The sequence below is a fragment of the Hymenobacter ruber genome, from assembly GCF_054783255.1.
In genome coordinates this window covers 65311-85770 of record NZ_BAAGQX010000002.1, presented here as the reverse complement: position 1 = coordinate 85770, position 20460 = coordinate 65311, and the positions used below count along the sequence as shown (strand labels likewise).

The following is a 20460-nucleotide window of genomic DNA, read 5'->3' as shown; positions in this document are numbered from 1 at the left end:
CTGCTCCTTCGGTATTGCACTCCGAAACAGCGGGTTATAATCGTGAACCAAGCAATTGCGAAAAGGCCGTAGCGTGCACATGCCAGAAAGCGTGGACTCGGCAAGCAAGACTATAATTCCGTGGATTGCAGGCGAATGTCGGTTTGGACAGGTGGGGTGTAAATCGTTGAGCCGGCGGTTATTTTAACGGACTTTCGCACTCGCTCATTTACCAGAATTTCCAGCGTGTAGCTCGCGCCCGGAGGCATCACCTTTCGCCGGCTACCGCACGGCGGAACGAGGAGCGAAGCCGTAAGGTCGTAGCCCGGGGGAAGCTTGTGTACCAGCCAGTCATGAGGACCGAAGAATCGCATCATCGCCTGTATTTTGTAGAAGGCCGTGGAGTCCGGTTTCGCATGAGGATAGGTGCGTATTTGCACAAGCGTAAAAGTTGTATCTATTCCATCCACCACATAGCGCACCGCAATGCGTGGGGCGGAGGAAACCGGTACGGGGTCTTGGCTACCCTTATTGCAACTACCCAGCAGCAGGGCAGACGCACAGAGACAGATGATGTAAAGTGGCTTCATGGGATTCCGGAAGAAAGTTGTTGAAAGTGGATGGAATCAAAACAACGACCTGATTGAGTATTTGTTGCCGTGCCTAAGCTGTTATTAGAAATAGCAGAAAAGCGGACGTGGTAGCGCGATAAATCCGCTGTCGGGACAACAGAGCCACGGCGAGCGGGGGATGAAATGAAACCCAACCGACCTCCCGGGTTCAGCACACGTCTTTGCTGGTGGGCGCTTCCGAAGCGAAGGCGGGGCTTGCTCAACTTTCATCCCGGCCGCGCCTGAGCGTTGGCTCCCATCGGAACAGGAAGCAGCGCGGCATTTTCCAACAGCTTACCCGCATCCAAAACCCAGGACGGAATAATGTCTTTTTGAAATAGCTTTGAAATGCAAAGTTCTTTTGCTTGCTTTGTGTAGTCAACCTAACCCGTCTCCTGTCGTGTAGCTAGCCACCACTTAGGGAGAATACTAGTCAGGACTTTACTCAGGCGTTTCACCTCACCTTATTCCTCCCAATCTCATGACTCTGCAAAGCAAAAACCTCACGCGCCTGGCGCTGGTCACGGTCTTCCTTCTGCTGATTCCGCTGGTGGCCATGCAGTTCACGAAAGAAGTAAACTGGACGTTGTTCGACTTTGTGTTTGCCGGCGGGCTGGTGTTTGGCACCGGGCTGATGTACCAGCTGGTGGCGAGCCGGGCCAACACTACCGCTTACCGGCTGGGCGTGGGCCTGGCGCTGGCGGCGGGGTTCCTCCTCATCTGGCTGAACGGAGCTGTGGGGCTCATCGGCAGCGAAAACAACCCGGCCAACCTGCTCTACGCCGGGGTACTGGCCGTGGCCGCCGTTGGGGCGCTGCTGGCGCGCTTCCGGGCGCTGGGCATGGCCCGCACCATGGCGGCGGCGGCGCTGGCGCAAGTGGCAGTGCCGCTGCTGGCCCTGCTCATTTGGCGGCCCTGGTCGGCCACAGCCGATGAAGCCTGGAACACCGCGCAGGTACTGGGCGTGACGGGCATGTTTGTGGTGCTGTGGGCAGGGGCGGCGCTGCTCTTTCGGCGGGCTGCGGCTACCGATGCGCAGCCCGCATAACGCACAGTAGCGCAAACTTGTGGTTTGCGCTACTGTGCCGTTTGTCTAACTATAATTTGCGCTACGGGCCAGCCCTACGGTACCAATAGCCCGTAGGCCAAGTAGCACAGTGCCCCGCCCACCACGGCCACCAGCAGGCCCCGCACCCGCTTGTTCTTCAGGAAAAACAGCATCACCAGCCCGCTGAGCGACACCAGCGTAAGGAAGCCGGCCGAAAGGTCGATGACCCAGCTCCAGCCCGCGCCGCTGTCGCGGCCCTTGTGCAAGTCGTTGAGCACGGCCACCAAGCCCTGGCGCAATTCCGTGAGCTCGAAGGTGCCATCCTTGCGGTTGATGAAGGCGTCGGCGCTGTAGCCGGGGCCTTTGAAGGAAACGCTGCACTGCTCGTCCTCCATCCGAAATTCGCTCACGGCCCCGCGCAGGGCGTATTGGCTGCGCAGCCGCTCCACAATGGCCAGCTTGTTGATGCGGGCCGTGTCGGGCACGTTCACCCAGGCGGCGGGCAGGGTGCCGGTGCGCTTGGTTTCCACCTCCTGCCCGTCGAACCAGTCGGCGTGGTTCAGGGTGATGCCCGTAACCGAGAAAAACAGCACCACCAGGAAGCTCAGCATCGACAAATAGACGTGCAGCCAGCGCGACCACGAGGCCGTGCGCTTCTTCGCTACTGATTTCGGCTTGCCGGCCGGGCTCCCGGTGGGAGCCGCACCGAAGGGCTTCTGGGGGAAGGACGCGGGACTACTGGCCATCGGTTTTCTTGCGATAGTCCACGGCGGCCGAGGCCACTTCCTCGTTGGCGGGCAGGTCGAAATGCTGCGGCTTCTTGCTGTTGATTTCCTGCTTCATGAGCTGGTGGGTGCCGTGCTCGCGGGCCACTTCCACCATCAGCGTGTAGCTGCCCTGGGGCACGGGAGTGCCCTGGTCGTCCTTGCCGTCCCATTTCAGGGTGTACTTGCCCGCCGGGCGGGTGGCGCTGGTGGTGGAGCTGATGCTGTTGTTGCCGGCCGCAAACTGGTCATTGTAGGCGGCGTACCAGGCGCTCATGTCGTGCAGCCAGCGGGGCTTGTTGTACCACAGCGCAAGCTGGCGCACGGGCTTCTTCTTGCTGTCGACCACCCACACGGCCACGAAGGGCCGGTGCACGCGCCCGCCGCCTTCCGGCGTGGCCAGCTCCAGGCTGAGGGCCACTTCGTAATTGGGGTCCCAGGGCTTGTCTTTGGTGGGAGCGGCCGGTGCTTTGGTCACGGCCGGGGCGGCGGGGCGCTCCAGCTTCTGCCAGCCGGCGCTTTCCAGGCGCTGGCCGTCGGCGGTGAGGAGCATGAACTCGGCGCCGGGCACGGCGGCCACCAGGGCCTGGCCTTCGGCAGGCGGCAGCACGTTGAGGGCCGTGGCCAGCGCGCCGGCATCGGTCGCCTTATCGGCCACCACCGTGGCGCTGATGACCTCGCTGGCCGGCCGGCCCGTGCGCGGGTCGATGATGTGCGAATACCAGTGGCCGCCGATGAGCTCGCCGCGGCGGTAGTCGCCGCTGGTGGCAATGGTTTTGTCGCTCACCTGCAGTTGGGCCACCGGGAGGTCGTTTTCGGCATCGGCCCGGGGGTTGCTCACGTTGATTTGCTCGGAGTGCTCGCCCCGCACCAGAATGTCGCCGCCGATGTTGAGCACCACGCCATTCACGCCCGGCGTCGCCAGGGCCGCGTCGGCGGCTTTGTTCAAGATGTAGCTCTTGGCGAAGGAGTTCAGCACCAGCGGCGCGCTACTGAGGCGCTGAGCGGTGTGGTTTTCCGTGTTCAGGATATAGTGTTGCTGGTGTACGGCGGCCACAGCGGCGGCGATTTCTGCTTCCGAAGGCTGGCGGTTCTGCTTCGCCGCTGTGCGCCAGAGCTGGCCCACGGTTTCGGCCGAGGCATCCAGGGCACCGTCGCTTTTCACCCGCCACTGCTCGAATAAGTCCAGCACTTCGTACAGTTCGGGTGATACGGCCACCGGCTTTTGCCCGGCCCGCAGCCAACGGCTGAACTCGCTGTTGGCATCGTAGCCGCTGAGGATTTTGTTCAGGCGGTCGACTTCGTGCAGGGCGGCGGTTTCGGCGCGGGCGGCGGGCTGGGCCGCGTCGGCCGCCACCTTCATCTCGAAGGAGGTGCCCAGCACGTTCTCGTAGTCGGAAACGTAGAGCTTGCTGGCGCGATGGGGCAGAAAGGCAGGGGTGCTGAGGGTGGCCAGCACCAGCGAAAGGCCGGCGATGCGGCGTTGAAATACATTCATTGTCGGAGGGAAATTTATCTAATTGGTCGTGTGAGCCCGTTGCAAAAGCCGATTGGGGTAGAGACGCATATTTGCGGCTCGGTGTTGAAGAGTTCAACGCCAAGATGCAAGTATGCGTCTCTACGCTCGTCATGACGCGGTTTCGCGCTGCAAAAGAAGGACCAGGCAGGCCAGCAGTCCACCGCCCGGGGCCTCCGCGTTGCTTTGTGTCGACCAAGCGCCGTTATTCGTAGCCTAACCCGTTGTTTCATGTCCGGCACCACCATCCAAGCCATCAGTATCTACAAGCTGCTTGTGCCGCTGCGCGAGCCGTTTGTTATTTCCCTCGGCCCGCTGCTGGCGGTGGAAAACCTCGTGGTGGTGCTGCGCACGGCCGCTGGCCACGTCGGCTACGGCGAGTGCAGCCCCTTCCTCACCATCAACGGCGAGAGCGTGGACACCGGCTTCATGGTGGGCCAGTATTTTGCCCCGGCCCTGAAGGGCCGCGACGCGCTGGACCTGCCCGGCTGCCTGGCCGAGCTGGACCGCATCATCTACGGCAACAGCAGCATCAAAAGTGCCTTCGATATTGCCTTGCACGACATCGCCGCCCAGCACGCCGGCCTGCCACTTTACGAATTCCTCGGCGGCAAAAATGACAAAATTCTCACCACCGACATGACCGTGAGCCTCGGTCCGGCCGAGAAGATGCGGGCCGATGCCGAGCAGTTTCAGCGCGAAGGCTTCCCGGCCATCAAGGTGAAGCTGGGCGGGACGCTGGAGGAGGACGTGGCCCGCATCCGGGCCATTCGGGCGGGCATCGGCCCTACGCACCCGCTGCGCGTGGATGCCAACCAGGGCTGGCAAACGGCCGATAACGCCATTGCCGTGCTGCAAGCGTTGGGCGAGTTCAACATCGAACACTGCGAAGAACCCATCCTGCGCCAGCATTTCATGGAGCTGAGCCGGGTGCGGGCCGCCTCGCCCATTCCTATCATGGCCGACGAAAGCTGCGGTGATGAGCACGACGCCGCCCGTCTCATCCAGCTGCAGGCCTGCCAGATGCTGAACATCAAGCTGGGCAAATCCTCCGGCTTTCACCGCGCCCAAAAGATTGCGAAGCTGGGCCAGGCCGCCGGCCTCACGCTGCAAGTGGGCGGCTTCCTCGAATCGCGCCTGGGCATGACGGCCGCCGCTCACCTCGCCCTGAGCAACCCCGCCATTCACCACTGCGATTTCGACACCCCGCTCATGTTCACGGAAGACCCCGTGGTGGGCGGCTTCCGCTACCGCCCCGGCGGCGTGATTGAGATGCCCACCGGTCCCGGCCTGGGCGCGAGCATCGACGAAGCATGGCTGCGGAAAGCGCCTCAAATCCATTTCTGATGCGGAGGAGCTTTTTTGCCGGGGCGCTACTGGGTGCGCTGGCCCTGCTGAGCCGGCCCGCCGAGGCACAATTTGGCCCGAATGCCCTGCGCCAGGTGCTGCGCCACGATACCGTGGGTCTGGCCCGCGTGCTGGCCCGGCCCGACCACTACCGCCTGCAAATTATCTACACCCGCATCCGGCGCGATGCGGCGGGGCAGCCGCATTTCCGCACCTACCGCTACCACGTGCGGCCCCGGCAATACTTCTACCCGGCCAGCACCGTGAAGCTGGCCGCCGTGGCCCTGGCCCTGCAAAAGCTGCGCGCCCTGAGCGCGCAATACCCCGGACTGAATCCCGACTCGCCCATGCTCACGGACTCGGCTTTCGCGGGCCAGACGCGGGTGCGGCGCGACAGCAGCGCCGCCGGCGGCCGGCCCACTGTGGGCAACTACCTGCGCAAGATTCTATTGGTGAGTGATAACGACGCCTTCAACCGGCTCTATGAATTCGTTGGGCCCGAAGAGTTGAACCGCGAGCTGGCCCGCCTGGGCCTGCGCCACACCCGCCTCGTAAACCGCTTGTCGGTGGGCGACCAGGAGCCGGGCAGCCGCCATACCAACCCCATCCGCTTCTTCGCCGACACGGCGGCCACGCAGCTGCTCTATGCCCAGCCAGCCGGCTACTATGCCGGGCCGTGGCCCCGGCTGGGCCTGCACGGCGAAGCCATCGGCCAGGCCTACATCAAGGGCGACCAGCAAGTGGCCGGCCCGCTGGATTTCAGCCAGAAAAATGCCTTCGCGCTGCCCGACCAGCAGCGGCTGCTCCGCACCATGCTGTTTCCCGAAACCGTGCCCGCCGCCCGCCGCCTGTATCTCGCGCCCGACGACTATGTCCGGCTGCGCACCGCCATGGCGCAGCTGCCGCGCGAAAGCGCCCACCCACGCTACGCCCCGGCCCAATTCCCGGATACCTACGCCAAATACCTGCTGGGCGGGGGCGGAATTGCCGCTTTGCCGCCGGGCGTGCGCGTGTTCAATAAAATCGGGCAGGCCTACGGCTTTCTCATCGACAATGCCTACATCCAGGACGAAGCCCACGGCGTGGAATTCCTGCTTAGCGCGGTGCTGTACGTGAATGCCGACGGCGTGCTGAACGACGATAAATACGAGTACGACACCATCGGCTTCCCCTTCCTGCGCGACCTGGGCCGCCGGGTGTACGAAGCAGAGTGCCGCCGGGCGCTCCGGTCAAAACGCCCTTGATAAGGTTCCTGCTATGGCCCGCTACTTCACCATCAGGCGCACGGCGGAGCCGTTGCCGCGCACCACATACAGGCCGGGGGGCAGGGCCGATAGCTCCAACTGAAGCGCGCCGCGACCTGCCTGCGTAGCCGCAAGCCGCACCCGGCCGGCCAGGTCGAGCACCTGCACCTGCTGGCCGGCCGCCAGGCCCGCTACCGTCACAGTACCCGAAGCCGGATTGGGCCACACCTGCAACCGGGCCAGCGCCCCGGTGGTCACCGCCACCGCTCGCACCGGCGACAGGCTTTCGGGGCCATTGTTGTCTAGCTGGCGGAGGCGGTAATACACCGTGGGGCCGGGGTAGGTGGCCAGCGCTGCATCGTCGAACTGATAGCTGTGGGGCATCGTGCTGCTGCCCTGGCCCGCCACCCAACCCAGGCGGTGGAATTCCGTGCCATCGTTGGAAGTTTCGATTGCAAAGCCGGCATTGTTTTTCTCCGAAGCCGTGTGCCAGTTCAGGTGCGCCGTGGGCCCGTGGGCTTCGGCCGTAAAGTCCGTTAGCTCCACAGGTAGGGAGGCCGTTAGGGTGATGTTGGCATTATTGATGGCGAAAAACACGTTGTTCAGCGCCTGAATTTTGATGCGTCCCTGGCTCGTATTCACATTGGGAAGCTGCACCGATTGGGTGCCATCGTTGGGCGTACTGGCCAGCAACACAGTGGGAAAGGTCAGGCCGCCATCGGTCGAGAAAAGTACCTGCACATTGGTGCAGTTCACCGGGGCTTGGTCGGTGCCCAGCACGCTCCAGGTAAGGGCATAATTGCTACCGCCCGTCGCCGAGAAGGCCGCACTGGGGGCCGTCACGGCAAAGGGCCCGGCCGCGGCCACAGCCAGGGTCACGTTGGCGCCCGCCACGCCGCTGTGGTTGTCGCGGGCCGTGAGGCGAAAATTAAGAGTACGTGCTACCTGGGGCAGGATTTCGCCCAGTGAAGCCGTGTTGGCCAATAGCGAGGTCAGGTTCGGAAACGTGCGGGCCGGGCTGGCCACGGGTGCAAAGCTGCGAAACAGCGGCGGGCCGGAAGCGTCGGTGGCCGCGCCGGCCAGGCCGCTGGCGTTGCCCAGGTCCAGCTCTTCCCAGGAGTAGGTGAGGGCGTCGCCGTTGGGGTCGGTGCCACTGCCGGTGAGGGTGAAGGGCGTGCCCAGCGGAATGGTGTAGGTGTTGCTGGGTGGCACGCTCACGCTGGGCGGCTGGTTGCCGGTGGCCGTAAAGCTGCCGCAGGCAGTGCCCAGGCTAGATGCGATGGCGCTCAGGCTGCCGGCGTGGAAGTAGTTGATGCCCGGCCCCACGTTGTCGGGCGCGCAGCGTGAGTCGTACGACATGATGGTGTTGCCCGCGCCTGGCTCATAGGCCAGCGAGGGGCTGCGGTTGCCGCCGCTGCAATTCACTTTGTCGCCGTTAAACGTGTGTTCCGAGCCGAGCTGGTGGCCCATTTCATGCGTCACCACGGCGGCCATCAGGCTGGGGGTGGCCCCGGTGGAGGCCCCACCGCCCTTGTAAGGGTCGAAGCACGTCACGCCCACGTAGGCTACCCCGGAGTAGCCCCCGGACAAATAGCCCAGCACGTGCCCAATGTCGTAGTTGGCGCTGCCAATCACGGTATTGATGGAAGCGCGGCTTTCATCAATCATGGTGCCGGGGTTGCTGTTCGTGTAGGGGTCGGTGGCGGGGTCGGTGTAAATGAGCAGGTCGTTATTGCCAATCAGCTCAAGGCGTACAGCCAGCTCGCGCTCGTACACGGCGTTCAGAGCATTCACCAGCGTGACCAGGCGGGCCGTGGTGGTGACCGGGTCATTGTTGCCCAGCGCCGAATTGCGATAAAACTCGCCGGTGGTGGCCAGGGCCAGGCGCAGCACACGCAGTTGGCTACCGTAGGGCGCGGGTGGCGCGGGCGGCGTGCCCCCGGTGGGCCGATGCGCCCGGCCAGGTACCGGCAAGGCCTGGCAGGCAAACTCCGGCAGCGCCTCCGGATGACTCTGGTAGCGGTTGGCGGTGCCGGGGTCGGCGTCGATGCTGAGGGCGCTGGTGAGGTCCAGCACCTGGGCGTGCAGGCCGGCGGGCGATGTTTCGAGGCGCACGGAGGCGGTGGGCTCGTCGAGGCCGTGCCCGGCGTAGGTCTGAATCTGCGGATAGCGGGCCGCCAGGTCCGGGGCCATCACCGGCACTTTGGTGAGGGCGAAGCGGTGCAGCGTGCCATCGGGGTAGGGCAGTTCAAGGGTAACGGCGGCGGTGGGGCGGGTTTCGGGCGGGGCACTGGCCAGGCGGGCCGCCAGCTGCGGGGCATCGAGGGCAAACCAGCTGCCGGCGGTTTTCGGGACGGTGTTGCCGTTGCGGGCGGCCGGAGCCGGGGCGGGCTGCCACAGCGGAGCCGGGGTTTGGGCGCTGCCCACCCGGGCACCCAACAGTAGCGAAACAACCAGCGCAAAAGAAACCTTACCGTATCTGAAATTCATATGTGTCAAGCATAGTCGGGCATTGTGCAATAATTATACAGTGCAAAACCACTATTGCATGCTGCCCCACCGAATGAGGAGTAACGGGGTGCAAAATACAAGTCAGAAAGCGAAATGATTCTGTGACTGTATCAAAAGGCCGGCTCTTGCCCCGGCACTACACACGAAAGAATGTGTCAGTCAACACATTTTTAACTCGCTTATTAATGAATTTATATTGTTTATATAAAATATTTACTTATTGAAAAAAGTCAAAATATTTAGTCGTTTAGAGCAGTCGTCCTAAGCCCGTATTTGCATGATGCTTATGTAATGCATTCGGCGGTAGCCTCACAAAAACCGCGCTTTCAATGCCGGAGTCGGCAGCATGCAGCTTTCCTGCCGTCCAAACCAGCGGTAGCGGTGCCGGGCCACGAAGCGGTAGACGGCATCGCGCCAGGCGGCGGGCAGCAGCCGGCCCAGCGCTGCCACCCGCCACCCGCCGCCCAGCCCCTCGGCAATGCGCAGCACGGCGGCGGAATGTGAGTATAGCCGCCCGCCGCTGAGCAGCAGCACCGATTCCGGCTCGGCCGCGACGGCGGCCGGCGCGAGGCCCTGAGCCAGCAGCAAGGCCCGGCCCGCCTCGCTTTGCAGGGCCGCGAAGCGGAAGCGGCCCGCCGGGTCGTGGCGAATGACGAACTGCACAAAGCCGTTGCAGAGGTTGCACACGCCGTCGAACAGGATGGTATCGGGAGCGGAATCGGGCATGGAAGGCGGCGGCGAGGATTGCCACCATGCTAAACGGGCCGGCCGGGCCAATGTTAACGCAATCCGGGAGCCGGCCGTTAATTAGCTGCCGGCCACATGCCGGCAAGCCATTCTCCACTATGAACCAAGCCCTGACGCCCGCGCCACTACTTGCAGACGCCGCACCGCCTTCCTCCGCGCCCGGTCCCGTGGGTTTTTGGGGCGTGCTGCGCCGGCCGTTCGTGCTCGATTTGCGGGCGCTGGCGCTGCTGCGCATGGCTACGGCAGCTGTGGTATTGCTCGATTTGGCCATTCGCAGCACCGACCTGGAGGCGCACTACGCCAACATGGGCGTGCTGCCGCTGGCGGCGCTGCACGAGCATCTGTGGTCGGCCTATCAGTTTTCGCTGCACGCGGCCAGTGGGCTGTGGCAAGCGCAGGCGGGGCTGTTTTTGCTGGCGGCGGGGCTGGCGGGGGCGCTGCTACTGGGCTACCACACGCGGCTGGCCACGGTGGCTTCGTGGGTGCTGCTGGTGTCGGTGCAAAACCGCAACCCGCTCATCGGGCAGGGCGGCGATGACTTGCTGCGGATGTTGCTGTTCTGGGGCATGTTCCTGCCCTGGGGGCGGGTGTGGAGCTGGGACGCGCGCAACCGCCCGACCCCCGCCCGGCTCGAGTATTTCAGCGCCGCCACGGTGGCTTACGTGGTGCAAATCGCGCTGCTGTATTGGTGCACCGCGCTGCTCAAAAACGGCCCCGAATGGACCCAGACCGGCACTGCCCTTTACTATGCCTTTAGCCTCGACCAGCTGCTGCTGCCCGGCGGGCGCCTGCTCTATCCGCACCCCGACCTGCTGCGCGGCCTCACCTTTGCCACGTATTACATGGAGCTGCTCCTGCCGTTCGCGCTGTTTTTGCCGGTGGGGGTGAAGTGGTGGCGGCTGCTGGTGGTGGGCGTGCTGTTTGGGTTTCACCTCGGCATCAGCCTCACGCTCTACGTGGGCCTGTTTTTTATCATCAACATGGCTTCGCTGTTGGGCATGCTGCCGCCCACAGCGCTGGACTGGCTCACGGGCCGGGCTGCTCCGCACGTGGCACGGGCCGGCAGTTGGCGCCCGCGCCTACCGGCCTGGCCGCTGCCATGGCGCCTCCGTCTGGAGCGAACCCGCGAGCCTTCGGCCGGCAGCCGGCGGGGGGTGCGCGCCGTGCGCGAAGCCTTCGTGGCCGTGACGCTGGCCTACGTGTGCTGGTGGAACCTCGACGATGTGGCCGTGCTGCGCCCCGCCGGCCGCCTGATGGTGGCCCCGGCGCGCTGGTTTGGGCTGCTGTTTCGGGTCGACCAGCACTGGGGCATGTTTGCGCCCGTAGTGTTCAAGGATGACGGCTGGTACCTCTTCGACGCCACTACCGCCGACAACCGCCACCTCGACCTGAACCGGGGCGGGGCGCCCATCGTCCATGCCAAGCCAGCCGCGGTGGTGTCGTTGTTCAAGAACGACCGGTGGCGCAAATATTCCGAGAATTACCTCTTCGTGAGCAACGCCTGGATGCGGCCTTACTACTGCAACTACCTGCTGCGCATCTGGCACGAAAACCCGGCCCACGCCCCGCTCACCCACCTTTCGATTGTGTACATGAAAGAAGTTTCGCTGCCTGACTACCGGGTGGCAAAGCCGGTGCGCGAGGTGCTTTGCGACTGCGAGCCAGAGTCCGCACCGACTCAGAAGGATGTAAAAGCTCTTGATGAATAAGTATTTATCCGGATGAAAATCCGAATAAATCGCGCTGCTAACTTCCGTATAAAAGAAAGCCTCCGGCAATTTTCATTCTTCCACTTTTCCTTACTCCTATGAAAAGCAAATGGATTTCGGTACTGACTGGCGTGCTGCTGTGCTCGTCGCTTAGCTTCTTCAGTTCCTGTACGACGTCAGAAAATGCCGGCACTACTTCGGGTTCGACCTCGGGAACAACCACGGATGGCACGACCACCGGAACCACCACTGGTACGACCACTAGCGGCACAACGACAACCGGCACCACCACCACCACTGGTACAACGACAACCGGCACTACCACCACGGGCACAACAACTACTGGAACCACATCGGGCACTACCACCAGCGGTACCACCACGGGTACCACTACCTGATTGTCTACTTTAACCGTCAGTTAAAAAGCCGTATTCGAGAGGGATACGGCTTTTTCGCTTTTGGAAGATTTATGTTTCACGCCCATTGTTTGAGGTACTGAAAAACCTCCGGGTGCGTGAGCAGACCGCCGTGGTGCTGCTGGCTGAACACGGCCGTGCGCACGCTGGCCCCGGCGGGCAGGGCGGCTTCATCGCCGAAAGTGGCGTGGCCGCGGGCACTGCCGTGGCCCACCAGTCCATCGCCAAAATACTCGCGCAGGGCCGAGGGGCGGGTGGCCCGCAGCCAGGAACCCATCAGAATGTGGTATTGCACGCCGGGCAGCGGCGGCACGGGCGTGCGTGGCGGCGTGAGGTCGTTGGCGTGGGCATCCTGCCAGTCTTCGTCTACCAAAATGGAGTAGCGCAAGTCCTTAATGCCGTTGCTGCGCTGGTTGAGGGCCTTGCTAAGGAAGCGGGTGGGAAACAGGTTGATGCGCTCCAGCAGCCGGGCCGTGAAGTGCGAACTCTGCTCAAGCCACGAGCCATCATTGGGCGTCCCGATGAGGAAGATGGAGCGCAGGTGGGCCAGCCAAGGGGAGTTAGGAGTTAAGAGTTGAGAGTTAGGAGTTGATTCATTAGGTACTGCTGCATCTTCTGCCTCAACTCTTAACTCTTCACTCTTAACTTTTAACTGAGCGTAATAGCCTGCCGAGCGAATAATGAGCCCGCCCATGCTGTGGCCCACCAGCACCAATTCGCCGATGGCGTCGGGGTAGGTTTCGACCAGTTCGGTGAGGAGGCGGTTGAGCTCGCGGCCGTTTTCGGAAAGGTGCAGGCCGGAGTTGAAGCGTAGGTAGAGGGCGCGGCTGCGGGTTTCTTCGGCCAGGCGCGGGCCGTAGCGGCGGCTGCCGGGCGCGTCCTGAAAACCAGTTTGCCAGATGAGCTCGTCGCCCATCAGGCCGTGGATGTAGACCACGGTTTTCTGGTGCGGCTCGGTGAGGCGCAGGTCGGCCACGGCCACGTCCTGCCCGCCGCGCCGGAAGCTCATCCGAATGGCGCGCGGGTCGAAACGGGCCGCCAGCTGGTCGCCAAGGGCCCCGTTGAGCACGGGCAGGAAAAAATGCTGGTGCGCCTGGCCGGCCCGCACCACGTAGCTGGCCCCGCGCACGGGTAGCAGGGCAGCCCGCCCCACGGCCCCCAGGGCGCGGCGGAAGCGGGAGGGCAGTTTGGGGGCAGAATCGGACATGGACGGGCGGGAAACGTGCAGTATTGCCCGAAAGTAGCGCCGCCGCCGGTATTGCGTTGGCCTTCCGCCCTAAATCAACGTACTTTGCACCACCAATCCCAAGTATTACTTCATGAAGCTTTCCACTCGTCCCGCCCTGGCCCTGTTGCTGGGCACCGCCCTGGCGGCCTCGCTCTCGTCCTGCGATTACCGCTGGAGCCCCGGCCAAAACCAGCAGTTCAAACACGGTTTCACCAACGCCCCCGGCTGGCACAAATCGGACGTGGACCGCGACAGCATCAACAACCAGCCCAAAGCAATGCCCGCCACGGGCACCGGTTCGGCCACGGCAATCAAGAAAGGTACCGTGAAAGAGCAGTTGGATTCGGCCCCGGCCGGTGCCAGCGCTTCCTCGCCCCAAACCGCCAGCGGCCAGATGGCCCCGGCCGACCAGGCCCAGGCCAAAAAATAGTTTTTCGGCGTTTGCCCGGAACGCAAAAAGCCCGCTGCCATTCCGGTAGCGGGCTTTTTGCGTTGAAATTGCGGGCGGGCTTACGCCGGGCGCTCCGCCACCGGCGGCTGCCCCACGCGGGCGTAGCCGAAGCGCACGGGCGGCTGCACGGCGTGGTAGCCATCGAGGCCCGAGATGGTGGCCGTGCCCAGGGCCACGAGGTCGAGGGTGCCGTCGGGGCGTAGGGCTTCGGCGCGCAGGTACACGTGCTCTACGGTGCCCACCAGCAGTACCGTGCCGTTGCTGATGGCGTGCTCTTCGAGTAGCCGCAGGCCGATGCTGAGGGCGCTTTCGGCCACGTAGGGCGCGGGGAAACCGTCGCGGTATTCGGCCGTGAAGCCACAGGCATCAAACTCCGAAACCGAGTCCGGGAAGTTGGCCGAGGTGTAGTGCGCTTGGGCGGCCAGGGCTTCTGGCACGTGGTTGAGGGTGTAGCAGCCGCTGCTTTTAAGGTTGGCGTAGGTGTGGCGGGGCACGGTGGTGGGCCGCGTCACAATGCCCAGCAGTGCCGGGTCGGAGCCCAGGTGCAAGGCCGAGCTAAACACGGCCAGGTTGGTCACGCCGTCGGCCGAGGCCGTGCCCACCAGGTTGGCCGACTTGAAGCCCGGCAAGCCGTTGACGAGGTTGAGGCGGTATATTTTGTCGAAGCCGGCGATGTCGGCGGCGGTGAGGTGGCGCATGGTAGCTTCGCTTAATGAGGAATGGGGAATTGAGAACGAAGGATTAAGCAGGCGTTCCTGAAATTGTTCATTCTCAATTCCCCATTCCTCATCAAGCGAAGCATTCTACCGTTCCAGCTTGAAGCCGGGCTCGCGGGCGGGCGGCGCGGTACGGTTGGCCACGGCCCAGCCGGTGAGGTACATCCACTGCGTCATGCGCGTGAGTTTGGCATAGTCGATGCGGCGGGCTTCGTCGCGCGGTGTGTGGTAGTCGACATGCAGCAGCGAGGTGTACATGATGGCCGGGATGCCCAGGCGGGCGTAGGGCAGGTGGTCGGAGCGGAAATACCAACCTTCGGGGTGCGTGGGCTTGTCCCACTCAGTGTCGAGCTTGAACCGGGGGCCGGCCTGGTTGGCCGCCAGCGCGGTTTTTACGAGGTCGGAAGAATTCATGTGCGGGGGCGTCGAGCCCAGCAGGGCGGCGCTGTCGGGCGCGTTGCGGCCCATCATCTCGGCATTCAAAACGGCCACGATGCTGGCCTGCGGCACCGTGGGATGGGCCGAAAAGTAGGTCGAGCCAATCAGCCCGCGCTCCTCCGAACCCTGATATACGAACAGCGCCGAGCGCCGCCCCGGCTGCTGCTTAAAGGCGCGCATGATGGCCAGCAGGGCCGCGCAGCCGGTGGCGTTGTCGTCGGCCCCGTTGTAGATGGAGTCGCCGGCCACGGGGGCGCGCACGCCGTCGTGGTCCTGGTGGGTGCTGAAGAGAACGTACTCCTTTTTCAACTGAGCATCAGTGCCGGGCATTTTGGCCACGATGTTCACCGACGGGTACTGGAAGCTCTCCACTTTCAGCTCGGTGGTGAACTGCTGGCCGGCCTGCTGCACCCAACTGGCGGCGCTGGCGGGCAGCCACACCACGGGCGGCGTGCTCACCACTTTGGTGCTGGCCGCGCCGGGCAGGCTGTAGCGCCCGCGCTCGTAAATGTGGCTCCAATGGTCGTACAGCGCCTGCGACGCCGCATCCGACACGAATACCACCGCCACCGCGCCGGCCTTCACCAGCTCGCCCGCCTGCCCGGCAAACTTGCCGAATACGTAGCGCCGGTAGCTGATGCCGTCCGTTGGTGCCCCCGAAATCTGCACGGCCACGGCCTTGCCTTTGATGTCGACTTTGGCCAGCTCCGCCGCCGAGGCGGTGCCCACGTACACCAACGGCGCGTTGATGCTGGCATTGGTGGGGGCCGTTACGGCACCGTCCTCGTTCAGCTTAATCTCATGGGTACCAATGCGGAGCGTACTGCTCTTGCTCAGGCGGGTGCGTTGCAGGTTGAACCACTGGAAGTAAGTGCCGTCGTCGCCGGCCGGCAGCATGCCGGTGGCCCGAATCTGGTCGGCGAGCCATACCGAGGCTTTCAATTCATCGAGTGTGCCGCCCTCGCGGCCCCGAAAATGGTCATCGGCCAGCGCAAACAGGTCGCGCTTGATGTCCGCTTCGCGAATAGCGCTTTCGGCATTGACCGGTTTGGCGGCGGGCTTTTTTTGGGCCGAAACAGCTAAGGGAGCGGCTAGCGCGAGGCTGGTCAGGAGCAGGCGGGCAGCTGCTTGGAAAGGTCTTTTCATGCGAGATGAAGTTCAGGATAGCAGGGTTTGTTAAGAGGCTCTACGTCAGGATTCATTTCAGGTACTGGTCGAGCCAGTCCAGCCACAGACGGTTCCACTCGGCGCTCCGCACGGGGTCGGACGGGACGTGGGCCGAAATCGGGAAGGCCACGAAGCGCACCGGTACGTGGTTGTCCTGCAAAGCGTGGTAGAGCTTGTAGGAGTTGGCAATGGGTACCCGGAAATCGCCCACATTGTGCAGGATGAGCGTGGGCGTGCGCCAGCGCGTGGCCCGCGAAATGGGCGACTGCGCCTGGTAGTGCGCCAGGTTGTCGGCGCTGAGCCAGGGCGAAGGGCCGTAGTGCGCGGCATTGGCAATGTTGTTGTCGCTCAGGTTGTAGCTGTCGAGCAAGTCAATTACCGAGGCGGCCGCCACCGCGCAGCGCCAGCGCCGCGACTCGCCCATCAGCCACGCCGTCATAAAGCCCCCATACGAAGCCCCCGACAGCGCAATGCGGCTGGTATCGACCCATCCCCCCTTCTCCAAAGCGGCAATGCCGGCCAGCACGTCGCGCCCCGGCCCGGCCCCGGCATCATCCCGGATGGCCCGCTGGAAGGCGTAGCCCAGATTGTCGCTGCCCCGGTAGTTGGGCTGAAACACCACGTAGCCGTGTGCCGCCACCGCCTGCCCCAGCCCATAAAACGCCGCCCGCGAGGCGTTCGATGGGCCGCCGTGCATCATCAGCACCAGCGGGTATTTTTTGGCAGGGTCGAAGTCGGGCGGGAAGGTGAGGATGCCATCGGGGCGCAGGTTGTCGGATTGCCACTCCACCGCTTCCATACGGCCCAGGACCAGCGCAGTGGTTTCGTGGTTGAAATCGGTGAGGCGGCGCGGGGCAGCCGTGGGTGAGGCTAGGTAGTATAATTCAGCCGGGCGGCCCGGCTCGTTGGCGGTGAGGGCCACGGCATTGCGGCGGCCTACTGCCATTTCTACCCAGTAGCTGCCGTTGGGTGACACCGGACCCAGTTTCATCTTTTGGCTTTTGCCATTCAGCCCCAGCTGCCAGATGGAAACTGTGGGCCCATCGTTGCCGCCCACAAATAAGCTTTTGCTGTCAGGGCTCCAGATGGCGCGTTGCAGGTTGCGGTCGAGCGGGCGGCAGAGGTGGCGTGCGGGGCCACCGGCCGCCGGCACCACGTCAAATTCCAGCGACTCGAAATAAGGCGGCTCGCGGGGCGTCTGGTAGCTCAGCCAGCGGCCATCGGGCGAGTAGGCGGGCAAATCGACGCGGTGGGGGCTGCCGGGCAACTCGCGCATCGAGCCCGTGGCCACGTCCAGCGTGTACACGGCGGTTTCCTGGTCGCCGGTCTGAGCGCTGGGGCGGAGTACGCAGGCCAGCGTCTGCCCGTTGGGGTGCCACGTAAAGGGGGCCGAAGAGTCGTCGGGCACGCTGAGCGGGCCGCTGGTGAGGCGGCGGGCGGGCTGCCCAGCGGTGGCCGAAACCAGCCACAGGTGGTCGGGCGCGGGCGGCGCGGTAAGGGTCACGCTGCCGTTGCCCACCTCGAAACTGTCGTTGCCCCGGGCTATTTCGGCCGCGTTGGCCGGCGCATCGGCGGCTGAGTAGGCGAGGGAAGTGCCATCGGGGCTCCAGCTATAAAGCTGCACATTGGCCACGGCCGTGGTAAGCTGGTGAACTTCACCGGAGGCCATGTTTTGCACGAAAAGCTGGGTGTGCGCGTCCTTGCCCACGCCGGTACGTGCTAGGAAGGCCACCCGGTCGCCGGTGGGCGACCAGCGCGGCTGCTTCACGGTGGGCCGGTCGGCCACCAACACGCGCTGCCGGCCGGTGGCTACGTCCACCAGCGCCACTTCGGCATCGTGGCGGTTGGTGGCGAGGTTGGGGCGCGACACCACGACCAGAATGCTCTTGCCATCGGGCGAAAGCTGCGGGTCGCTCACGTTCACCAGCCGGCTGATGTCGGCCAGCTCGAAGCGGCGCTGGGCCTGGCTGAGGCAGGGTTGAAGCAGTAGCAGCGTCAGCAGCCAGAGAAACCAAGGTGTCGGAACCGTTTTGAGCAGGAGGCTTCTCATTGCCGCAGGGATTGAATAAAAAACGTCATGCTGAGCGCAGTCGAAGCATCTCTACCACAATAGTAAACCCAATCGGATGGATTACTCACTGCGGTAGAGATGCTTCGACTGCGCTCAGCATGACTTCCCTTTACTCTCTATTCCGCCTATTGCACTGCGTTGCGCGGGTCGGCGTGGGGCTTCATCTCATAGTCGTGGGGCGGGGTGGCCCCGGCCAGGTTCTGCACGAAATAGTCCCAACGGCGGCGCATCATGTAGGGCGAGTAGGCGCCATAGCCGTGCTGAGCGTTCGGAAACACCACCAGGTCGTAGCTCTTGTTGGCTTTGGTGAGGGCCTCCACCACCAGCAGGGTGTTGTAGGGCGGCACGTTGTTGTCCATCAGGCCGTGGGCCAGCATCAGCTTGCCTTTGAGGTTTTTAGCGAAGGCGGCGTTGGCCTGGTTGTCGTAGCTGGTGGTACCGTCGGCGTTGGTCTTCATCAGGCCAATGTAGCGCTCGGCCCAGTCGTCCTCGTAGTTGCGGTTTTCGTGATTGCCCGATTCCGAGATGCCCACTTTGAAAAAATCCGGGTAGCGGAACATGGCCGCCGCCGTGGCGTAGCCGCCGCCCGAGTGCCCCCAGATGCCGGCCCGGCTCAGGTCGATGTACGGGTACTTCTGGGCCAGCTGGCGCATACCGGTCACCTGGTCCGAGAGGGTGTTTTCGGACATGTTGCCGTAGCAGGCATCGTGGTAGCTCTTGGAGCGCAGCGGGTTGCAGCTGCCTTCGATGACGACCACCACAAAGCCCAGCTCGGCCAGCGCCTGGTGGTCATTCCGCGCCGAGGCAAACGACCAGCTGCCCACGCCGCCGCCCTGCGGCCCCGGGTAGATGTAGTTGATGATTGGGTACTTCTTGTTCGGGTCCAGGTTGGTGGGCGTGAACATCAGCCCGTACAGGTCAATCTGGCCGTCCTGGGCTTTCACTGTGATGGGTGTGGGAGCCTTCCAGCCGGTGGCGGTGAGGCGGGAAATGTCGGTTTTCTCCAGCGTCGAAATCAGCTTGCCATCGGTGCCGCGCAGCACCGTCACGCCCGGCTTATCGGGCTGCGAGTAGGTGTCGACGAAATACTTGCCCGAGGGCGAAAGCATCACCTGGTGGTTGCCGGCCTCGGGCGTGAGCAGCGTGAGGTTTTTGCCATCGAGGCCGATGCGGTAGAGGTGCGTAAAGTAGGGGTTACCGGGCTCGCGGCCATCGGCCAGGAAATAGAGCTGGCGTTTCTTTTCGTCCACTTTCAGCAGCTGCGTCACCACAAAGTTGCCCCTGGTAATCTGGTTCTTCACCTTGCCGCTGCCGGCGTCATAGAGGTACAACTGGCCCCAGTTGTCGCGCTCCGAATACCAGATAACTTCCTTGCTCTTGGGCAGGTAGCGCCAGTTGATAGCACCCTGGCCCGACTCATACTGCGTGGCAGCGGTTTCGGAAAACACGTCGCGCACGGCGCCGGTGGCAGCATCGGCCACCCGGATTTTCTCCTCCTTGTGGTCGCGCGAGGTCGACACGAAGGCCAGTTCGCGGCCGTCGGGGCTCCAGTCCACGTCGTCGAAGGTGCCGCTGCTCGAAATATCGTCCGACAGCGAGCCGCGGTGCTGGTCGGGGGCCATCTGGAAGCGCACCACTTTCGGGCCGTTCACCTCCACAATCACCCGCTCGATGGTGGTAACGTCCTTGTCGCCGGGCAGCGGGTATTTCCAGCTTTTCAGGGTGGGATGGCCTACGTTGGTGGTCACCAAGTACATGTCGCCCACGTTGCGCTGGTCCTGCCGGAAGGTGGCAATTTTGCGCGAGTCGGGCGACCAGCGCAGCACCGGCTTGTCGCTGGTGGTCCAGCCGGCGTTGTCGGTGGCGTAGCCGTAATCCTTGGCACCGTCGGTGGTGAGCTGGGTGGTCTGGTTGGTATTCGTGTCGCGCACCCACAGGTTGTAGTCCTTGATGTAGGCGGCGAGCTTGCCGTCGGGCGACACAATTTCGTTTTCCGCATTGGGGCCTGGCTTGGCGGCGGGCGTGGCATCGGGGCTCAGCTGGCCGCTGGCCACGTCGTACTTCCAGCTTTTGCCGCCCGTAGCGAAGGAAATGGTCTTTTCATCGGGCGAAAATGTGAGCGTGCGGAATGGCAGCCGGCTGGCCTCGTAGGTTTTGCCAGTGGCTGCAGACAGCGCAGCGGCCAGCTTGGCCTGGTCGAAGGCGGCGGTGCGGGTTTTGCGGGCCGGGTCCACGAGGATGAACTCGCTGCCCTGCGCCGTGAGCGTGCGGTACCAGAACCGGTCGCCCGCGAGCCAGTTGGGCTGGCCGGCGCTGTGGTCCACCAGCGCCTGGGTATTATAGCTCAGGAAACGTTCGGCGCGGGCGTAGTCCTCGGCCGTGAGGGCCGGCAGCTGCTGGGCCGAGGCGGCGGCTGAAACGAAAAAGGTCGCGGCCGTGAGCAGGGCCGGTACGTACTTATGCATAGGCTTGGGAAGAGCAGGCTAAAGAGTGGGAT

General features: G+C 63.8%; 16 protein-coding genes. 6 read left to right on the top strand and 10 right to left on the bottom strand.

Annotation, left to right across the window (positions count from 1 at the left end; all coding sequences use genetic code 11):
- Positions 1-110: 110 nt before the first annotated feature.
- Entirely contained in the window at positions 111-569 is a 459-nt protein-coding gene (locus ACYVM5_RS01055; RefSeq protein WP_460616328.1) for a hypothetical protein, read from the bottom strand.
- 502 nt (positions 570-1071) lie between these two features.
- On the opposite strand from ACYVM5_RS01055, the gene ACYVM5_RS01050 reads away from it, so the two are divergent.
- A complete protein-coding gene (locus ACYVM5_RS01050) occupies positions 1072-1638 on the top strand; it encodes a hypothetical protein (RefSeq protein ID WP_460616327.1) in 567 nt (188 codons plus the stop codon).
- Between the two features lie 74 nt (positions 1639-1712).
- Here the strand turns inward: ACYVM5_RS01050 and ACYVM5_RS01045 are convergent, their stop codons facing one another.
- A complete protein-coding gene (locus ACYVM5_RS01045) occupies positions 1713-2384 on the bottom strand; it encodes a PepSY-associated TM helix domain-containing protein (RefSeq protein WP_460616326.1) in 672 nt (223 codons plus the stop codon).
- Positions 2374-3900 carry a DUF2271 domain-containing protein gene (locus tag ACYVM5_RS01040; protein WP_460616325.1) on the bottom strand — a complete coding sequence of 509 codons (1527 nt, stop codon included), beginning with the start codon at positions 3898-3900 and terminating at the stop codon, positions 2374-2376. The genes ACYVM5_RS01045 and ACYVM5_RS01040 overlap by 11 nt, the downstream gene beginning before the upstream one ends.
- Before the next feature lie 249 nt (positions 3901-4149).
- Here ACYVM5_RS01040 and ACYVM5_RS01035 point away from each other — a divergent pair, with 249 nt between their 5' ends.
- Both ACYVM5_RS01035 and ACYVM5_RS01030 read left to right on the top strand, forming a co-directional pair.
- Positions 4150-5265: a mandelate racemase/muconate lactonizing enzyme family protein gene (locus ACYVM5_RS01035; RefSeq protein ID WP_460616324.1), complete on the top strand. Its 1116-nt coding sequence runs from the start codon at positions 4150-4152 to the stop codon at positions 5263-5265.
- Positions 5265-6509: a serine hydrolase gene (locus tag ACYVM5_RS01030; RefSeq protein WP_460616323.1), complete on the top strand. Its 1245-nt coding sequence runs from the start codon at positions 5265-5267 to the stop codon at positions 6507-6509. Before ACYVM5_RS01035 ends, ACYVM5_RS01030 begins: the two co-directional genes overlap by 1 nt.
- 21 nt (positions 6510-6530) lie before the next feature.
- On the opposite strand, the gene ACYVM5_RS01025 is transcribed toward ACYVM5_RS01030, so the two are convergent.
- Both ACYVM5_RS01025 and ACYVM5_RS01020 read right to left on the bottom strand, forming a co-directional pair.
- The gene (locus tag ACYVM5_RS01025; RefSeq protein ID WP_460616322.1) at positions 6531-8999 is read right to left on the bottom strand and encodes a reprolysin-like metallopeptidase; all 2469 of its coding nucleotides are present in this window, start codon (positions 8997-8999) and stop codon (positions 6531-6533) included.
- Positions 9000-9329: 330 nt separating this feature from the next.
- Positions 9330-9746: a thiol-disulfide oxidoreductase DCC family protein gene (locus ACYVM5_RS01020; protein ID WP_460616321.1), complete on the bottom strand. Its 417-nt coding sequence runs from the start codon at positions 9744-9746 to the stop codon at positions 9330-9332.
- Between the two features lie 119 nt (positions 9747-9865).
- Between ACYVM5_RS01020 and ACYVM5_RS01015 the strand changes: the two genes are divergently transcribed.
- Together ACYVM5_RS01015 and ACYVM5_RS01010 are read left to right on the top strand one after the other, a co-directional pair.
- Positions 9866-11476, top strand: coding sequence for a hypothetical protein (locus ACYVM5_RS01015; RefSeq protein WP_460616320.1), 1611 nt, complete (start codon positions 9866-9868; stop codon positions 11474-11476).
- 98 nt (positions 11477-11574) lie between these two features.
- Positions 11575-11874 carry a hypothetical protein gene (locus ACYVM5_RS01010; protein WP_460616319.1) on the top strand — a complete coding sequence of 100 codons (300 nt, stop codon included), beginning with the start codon at positions 11575-11577 and terminating at the stop codon, positions 11872-11874.
- Between the two features lie 76 nt (positions 11875-11950).
- On the opposite strand, the gene ACYVM5_RS01005 is transcribed toward ACYVM5_RS01010, so the two are convergent.
- Complete coding sequence (locus ACYVM5_RS01005; RefSeq protein WP_460616318.1) at positions 11951-13099, bottom strand: esterase/lipase family protein; 1149 nt, start codon at positions 13097-13099, stop codon at positions 11951-11953.
- Positions 13100-13211: 112 nt separating this feature from the next.
- On the opposite strand from ACYVM5_RS01005, the gene ACYVM5_RS01000 reads away from it, so the two are divergent.
- Positions 13212-13550 (top strand): hypothetical protein, encoded by a 339-nt coding sequence (locus ACYVM5_RS01000; RefSeq protein WP_460616317.1) that lies wholly within the window; start codon positions 13212-13214, stop codon positions 13548-13550.
- Between the two features lie 80 nt (positions 13551-13630).
- Here ACYVM5_RS01000 and ACYVM5_RS00995 read toward each other — a convergent pair whose 3' ends face one another.
- The 4 genes from ACYVM5_RS00995 to ACYVM5_RS00980 all read right to left on the bottom strand — a co-directional run bounded on the left by ACYVM5_RS00995 (position 13631) and on the right by ACYVM5_RS00980 (position 20428).
- Complete coding sequence (locus ACYVM5_RS00995; RefSeq protein WP_460616316.1) at positions 13631-14269, bottom strand: flavin reductase family protein; 639 nt, start codon at positions 14267-14269, stop codon at positions 13631-13633.
- Between the two features lie 105 nt (positions 14270-14374).
- Positions 14375-15871 carry a M28 family peptidase gene (locus tag ACYVM5_RS00990; RefSeq protein WP_460616315.1) on the bottom strand — a complete coding sequence of 499 codons (1497 nt, stop codon included), beginning with the start codon at positions 15869-15871 and terminating at the stop codon, positions 14375-14377.
- A 52-nt stretch (positions 15872-15923) separates the two neighbouring features.
- Positions 15924-17942, bottom strand: a complete 2019-nt coding sequence (locus ACYVM5_RS00985) for a S9 family peptidase (RefSeq protein WP_460616314.1) — start codon at positions 17940-17942, stop codon at positions 15924-15926.
- A gap of 146 nt (positions 17943-18088) precedes the next feature.
- Positions 18089-20428 (bottom strand): S9 family peptidase, encoded by a 2340-nt coding sequence (locus ACYVM5_RS00980; protein WP_460616313.1) that lies wholly within the window; start codon positions 20426-20428, stop codon positions 18089-18091.
- Positions 20429-20460 lie beyond the last annotated feature (32 nt).

Excerpts from the sequence above, each read along its gene's own strand:
- ACYVM5_RS01055 (WP_460616328.1), bottom strand. The coding sequence starts at position 569 with ATGAAGCCACTTTACATCATCTGTCTCTGTGCGTCTGCCCTGCTGCTG.
- ACYVM5_RS01050 (WP_460616327.1), top strand. The coding sequence starts at position 1,072 with ATGACTCTGCAAAGCAAAAACCTCACGCGCCTGGCGCTGGTCACGGTC.
- ACYVM5_RS01045 (WP_460616326.1), bottom strand. The coding sequence starts at position 2,384 with ATGGCCAGTAGTCCCGCGTCCTTCCCCCAGAAGCCCTTCGGTGCGGCT.
- ACYVM5_RS01040 (WP_460616325.1), bottom strand. The coding sequence starts at position 3,900 with ATGAATGTATTTCAACGCCGCATCGCCGGCCTTTCGCTGGTGCTGGCC.
- ACYVM5_RS01035 (WP_460616324.1), top strand. The coding sequence starts at position 4,150 with ATGTCCGGCACCACCATCCAAGCCATCAGTATCTACAAGCTGCTTGTG.
- ACYVM5_RS01030 (WP_460616323.1), top strand. The coding sequence starts at position 5,265 with ATGCGGAGGAGCTTTTTTGCCGGGGCGCTACTGGGTGCGCTGGCCCTG.
- ACYVM5_RS01025 (WP_460616322.1), bottom strand. The coding sequence starts at position 8,999 with ATGAATTTCAGATACGGTAAGGTTTCTTTTGCGCTGGTTGTTTCGCTA.
- ACYVM5_RS01020 (WP_460616321.1), bottom strand. The coding sequence starts at position 9,746 with ATGCCCGATTCCGCTCCCGATACCATCCTGTTCGACGGCGTGTGCAAC.
- ACYVM5_RS01015 (WP_460616320.1), top strand. The coding sequence starts at position 9,866 with ATGAACCAAGCCCTGACGCCCGCGCCACTACTTGCAGACGCCGCACCG.
- ACYVM5_RS01010 (WP_460616319.1), top strand. The coding sequence starts at position 11,575 with ATGAAAAGCAAATGGATTTCGGTACTGACTGGCGTGCTGCTGTGCTCG.
- ACYVM5_RS01005 (WP_460616318.1), bottom strand. The coding sequence starts at position 13,099 with ATGTCCGATTCTGCCCCCAAACTGCCCTCCCGCTTCCGCCGCGCCCTG.
- ACYVM5_RS01000 (WP_460616317.1), top strand. The coding sequence starts at position 13,212 with ATGAAGCTTTCCACTCGTCCCGCCCTGGCCCTGTTGCTGGGCACCGCC.
- ACYVM5_RS00995 (WP_460616316.1), bottom strand. The coding sequence starts at position 14,269 with ATGCGCCACCTCACCGCCGCCGACATCGCCGGCTTCGACAAAATATAC.
- ACYVM5_RS00990 (WP_460616315.1), bottom strand. The coding sequence starts at position 15,871 with ATGAAAAGACCTTTCCAAGCAGCTGCCCGCCTGCTCCTGACCAGCCTC.
- ACYVM5_RS00985 (WP_460616314.1), bottom strand. The coding sequence starts at position 17,942 with ATGAGAAGCCTCCTGCTCAAAACGGTTCCGACACCTTGGTTTCTCTGG.
- ACYVM5_RS00980 (WP_460616313.1), bottom strand. The coding sequence starts at position 20,428 with ATGCATAAGTACGTACCGGCCCTGCTCACGGCCGCGACCTTTTTCGTT.